Raw genomic sequence first — 4,748 nt, 5'->3', positions numbered from 1 at the left:
GGTCCGAGACGAACCCGTCGCCACCGAGGACGGCGAGGTCGAAGTCCGTCCGCGGATCGAACTCCACCTCTCCTACGATCACCGCCTCGTGGACGGAGCGAAAGCGAACCAGTTCATGGAGTACGTCATCGAAAGCATCGAGGACGAAGACGTCCTCCTGTCGCGACTGTAAGTCAAGAGAGAGAAGCGGAAACCCCGCCGCGCCGCTCTTTCGTGCTTTAGAACCGGTTAGAAAGCAATTTATCAGAATATTATCCATTTCTCGACGGCGGTCCAGTCACCCTTCGGATGCAAAGTGCTCGGCGGTACTGCTCGTGTGCTAATTTTTCGCACATATGGTTTTATGAAACTGCTCGGCCGTCAACCGGAATCGGAACGGAGGGAAAACCGGTACGATCCCTTTCTTTTCTCTGTTGCTGACCACGATGACTCCCCGGCGCGTTTTCCGGTCGCGTTTTTGAACCGGCAAACCCGGTGATACACACACGGTTTCCGTCGATCGACAAGGTGTTATTATTCCCGTTAATTTCGGAATTCAACGTCCTGAACCGGTTGTGGGCTTCTTCTGCGCTCAAAGTCGCGATGCGTGGTCTCTTATCGGTTCTACGAACCATAAATTTAGATCTCGCCTCGTGTGGTGTACGAATGTCTATCAGTAATATCCCCTCGTAGTTCTTTTTTCGCCGAGTGTAGCTTCGGTTCCAAGTACCGGACGGAAATACACTGGCAGTTGATAATTACCTGAATTCATATCGTGTCATTCATGTAGTTCGTCATACAGTCATCAGCCGTGTTTTCTTGGTGTGGGAGGTTCCCACCCGAATATTTACAAGCATAATAATGTAAAGTCCAGTTCGATCCGACCGTCTCCAACATCGGTGAGGGCACGCGATCGACGGCGGTCGTGACCGACAGTGGTTGTCCCGAAGCGACGGTGTACGACGGGTGTATTTGATTAGATCAAACGAAATTCACTTCGATGCCGTTCGCCCGCTTTACCAAATAACCTCAACTGTTACAACCATATTTCTGTAATGGCTTTCCGATCCACTCTCCCAATCGGCTGAATACACCTGACGCTACCGTTCGCTGTTCCGCTGGCGCTTCGCTTCGTCCCGGATTCCGATCGGTATTGTTTGATCAAATCAAACAAATCGTGTATTGGTTCCTTTTGGTTGACCATGTCAAACCCCGTTCGTCCACGGATCCCGTCTCGGAAACGCGTCCCGTTCGCCACTCTTCGAACGAACAAACCCGTCGAAGCGATCTTGGTACGTGTGTCGTCGCCTCCCCAGTTCCCACGCTATACCGCCCTCGAATCGACGGCGCTGGCTGTGCGATCACATATTATTTGAAATGATCAAACACTCCTGTGAGTACAGCATTTCCTCCGCTTCCATCCCGTGCCCATTCGGAGGTCGTGATTCGTCCCGTGGCGACGATCTCTTCCCCAATCCGACATAAAATACGGTGGTTACTGTCGTCCGTCGGCATCGGACGATGGTTTTCCGTGAGAACAGACGCGTGACCCTACTGAGTAGCGGAGCCGTAACGGGATATCTCGGTACCGGTCGCATTGCCGCGGAGTGCCGAGCGCCGAGATGGAGTCGGGACGACCGCTCCGTCGCCGCCACGACTGCCGAGACTCATTCAGTACGTTTCCGCGAGGTGACGGACCGAAATCGATTCCTCGACCGTTTTCCCGTCGGCGGTTCCATCGATTTCGTATCCGACCGTCCGTTCCTCGCCCGGAGCGAGGTGGAAGTAGTTGTCGCCGAACCGCCCATCGCGGTCGTCCTGCAACTCGACGAAGAGCGCGGCGGCCGACGCGCTGACGGTTAGTTCCCCGTCCGACTCCGACACCGACAGTTCGACCGCCGTTTCCGGCAGCGAGAGCCGTTTGTACGGAACGAGGAAGTGGAACGCGGGGCGGGCCTCGAAGTCGAGCGGCGTCGCCCGAAACAGCACGTCCGAGCGCGGAGCGTCGCCGAGCGCGTCCTCGATATCGACGCGACCGATGCGGACGCTTTCGCTCTCCCCTCCTTCCGCATCGAACTCCCCCTTGAACAGTCGATTTCCGTCCATCGTGACGGCTTCGACGGCGACCGTTCCGGGGGATGGTTCGGTGCCGTCGGTCGTGAGCCACAGTTCGAGGTCGTCCCCGTCCTCGACCATCGAAAGCAGCGTCGGGGCGTAGAACCGGCGGGTCATGTGGTGGAGCGCTTTCCACCCGCCGCCGTACTCGACCGACGACCACGAGGCGCACTGCCAGAGATCGTTGAGTTGCCAGTAGATTGCCCCCATGCAGTGGGGTTTCAACCGCCGCCAGTGTTCGACCGCGGTTCGGATCGCCATTCCCTGTTGAATCTGACTCAGGTAGACGAAATCGTCGAAGTTCGACGGCATCCGGAAGTGGTCGGCCATCCGTTGCAGGATGCGCTTGTTCCCTCCCTCGTTGCGCTGGTGGTGTTCCATCAGCGGCGCGGTCGGATTGTGTTGGTCCTCCGGAACCACGTCGGCCACTGTTTCCACGGACGGAAACGACTGGTAGCCGAACTCGGAGACGAATCGCGGCTCGGTTTCCTGAAACGCCGAGAACGGCTTTCCCTCGTGCCAAACGCCCCAGTAGTGGATGTCGCCCCGGTTCTCGTTTTCCGGATCGACCCGGTCGGGACCGCTGGACGGCGACGCGGACCAGTACGGGCGCGAGGGGTCCTCCTCGGCCACGACGTCCTTCAGCGTCTCACGGAACAGTCGGTCGTAGTCGGCTTCCAACCGGTCGATGTTCTCGCTGTCCGCGAACCAGCTCTCGACGCCGACTTCCAGTTCGTTGTTGCCACACCAGAGCGCGACCGAGGGGTTCGAGGAGAGACGCCGAACCTGATAGCGCGCTTCCGCCTCGACCGATGCCACGAACTCATCGTCGCCCGGGTACTGCGCACAGGCGAACATGAAATCCTGCCAGACGAGCAATCCCTTCTCGTCGCACAGTCGGTAGAATTCGTCGCGCTCGTAGTAGCCGCCGCCCCACACGCGAATCGCGTTCATGTTCGCGTCCACGGCGCTCGACAGCAGGTCGTCGTAGACCTCGCTCGTCACGTTTCGGTAGAGGGCGTCCGCCGGAATCCAGTTCGCTCCCCGGGCGAAAATCGGTTCGCCGTTCACGCGGAAATGGAACCCTTCACCATCGCCGTCCTCGTCCGGTTCGCGGACCAGTTCGATTTCCCGGAATCCGATCCGCTCGGTCACCGAGTGGGATTCCGCACCCTGGACCGTCACGTCGAGATCGGACAGCGGTTGGTCGCCTTGCGTGGACGGCCACCACAAGTCGGGGTCCTCGACGGTCAACGACAGCTCGATTTCGCCGTCGGAATCGAGCGACACCTCCCGGGTTTCGACCGCTCCATCGACCGCCGCCGTTACGGTGTACTCGCCAGCCGTCGGGACCGAGAGGCCGACCCGAACGTCGAGTTCGACGTTCTCCGATCCGTGGCGTTGTACCGGCGTCACGTACTCGACTCGCGGCGAGGAATGGGCGACCAACCGGATGTCGCGCCAGATGCCGACCGTCGGGAGACACGGTCCCCAGTCCCAGCCGAAGTGGCATTGGGCCTTCCGGATGAAGTTCCGAGCGGGCTGGTCCACGGGATAGCGGAGCGTCGGAACGTCGTACGGATGCTCCTCGGAACGCTCGGCGGCGTACTCCACCGGCGAGCGGAATCGAACGCGAATCTCGTTCTCCCCGACCGTCAGGGCGTCGACGACGTCGAACTCGTACCCCCGGAACATGTTATCGCTCTCGCCGACGACCTCGCCGTTGACGGTAACGGTCGCGACGGTGTCGAGACCGTCACACTGGAGGGTGATCCGTTCGTGGTCGAAGAACTCCTCGTCGAAGGTGACCGTCCGGCGATACTCCCAGTCGGATTCTCCGACCCATTGTACGTCCAGTTCGGTATCCCGCTCGTACGGGTCGTCGATCAGACCCGCGTTCAGTAGATCGCCGTATATCCCGCCGGGAACGGTTGCCTTGTGCCAGTTTTCGCTACCGTGGCGTCGAAACTCCCAGCTCCCACTAAGGGTGGCTGTCTGCATACTGGCTACTGAATTCCGATGCGACGATATAATTCTTCCCCTCCCCGCGGTTATCAAACCCCCGCCAATCGATACTATTTCGGTCCCGGCCGCGAGTGTTGGAACCGGTGACTCCCTATCAAACCCGCACTCGTGCTTCCACCCGAACCCTGTGAACGGTGGAAACAGGCCGCACAGATCGGTATCGAACACGTCGTGGTCCACACGCTCGAACTCGGCGACGGGAGCCGTCCCTACGAGTTCGACGAACTCCTGCGGATGAAGACCCGTTTCGAGGACTACGGCCTCGAAATCGCCGCGTTCGAGGGCGGGGTCCCGCTCACGGACGCAACGCGTCTGGCGACCGACGGACGCGACGAGGAAATCGCCCGGTTCAAAACCCTCTTGCGCAACCTCGGAACGCTCGATATCCCGGTCGTCTGCTACGACTGGATGGCCGGACTGCGATGGGCACGGACATCGACGACCGTCCCGGCCCGTGGCGACTCGCGCACCTCCGCCTACGACGACGAACTGATGCGACGCGGTCCACGCCCCGCCGCGGCGGACACGACGGCCGAGGAACTCTGGACGAACCTCGAATCGTTCCTCGCCGAGGTCGTCCCCGTCGCCGAGGAGGCGGGGGTAAAACTGGGACTGCATCCCGACGACCC

The 4,748-nt window shown here is 60.0% G+C and carries 3 protein-coding genes; 2 read left to right on the top strand and 1 reads right to left on the bottom strand.

The genetic code is table 11. The features are described 5' to 3' along the window. On the top strand, nucleotides 1-172 hold a 172-nt coding region (locus WBV42_RS07885; RefSeq protein ID WP_423985534.1), incomplete at its 5' end, for a 2-oxo acid dehydrogenase subunit E2. Nucleotides 173-1,650: 1,478 nt separating this feature from the next. On the opposite strand, the gene WBV42_RS07880 is transcribed toward WBV42_RS07885, so the two are convergent. Continuing rightward, nucleotides 1,651-4,095: a beta-mannosidase gene (locus tag WBV42_RS07880; RefSeq protein WP_423985533.1), complete on the bottom strand. Its 2,445-nt coding sequence runs from the start codon at nucleotides 4,093-4,095 to the stop codon at nucleotides 1,651-1,653. Between the two features lie 132 nt (nucleotides 4,096-4,227). Between WBV42_RS07880 and WBV42_RS07875 the strand changes: the two genes are divergently transcribed. Beyond that, nucleotides 4,228-4,748 (top strand): mannonate dehydratase (locus WBV42_RS07875; protein ID WP_423985532.1); only part of this gene is annotated, 521 nt, incomplete at its 3' end.

The organism is Haladaptatus sp. (genome assembly GCF_049589095.1).
Lineage (GTDB): Archaea > Halobacteriota > Halobacteria > Halobacteriales > Haladaptataceae > Haladaptatus.
This window is presented reverse-complemented; position numbering and strand designations above follow the sequence as displayed.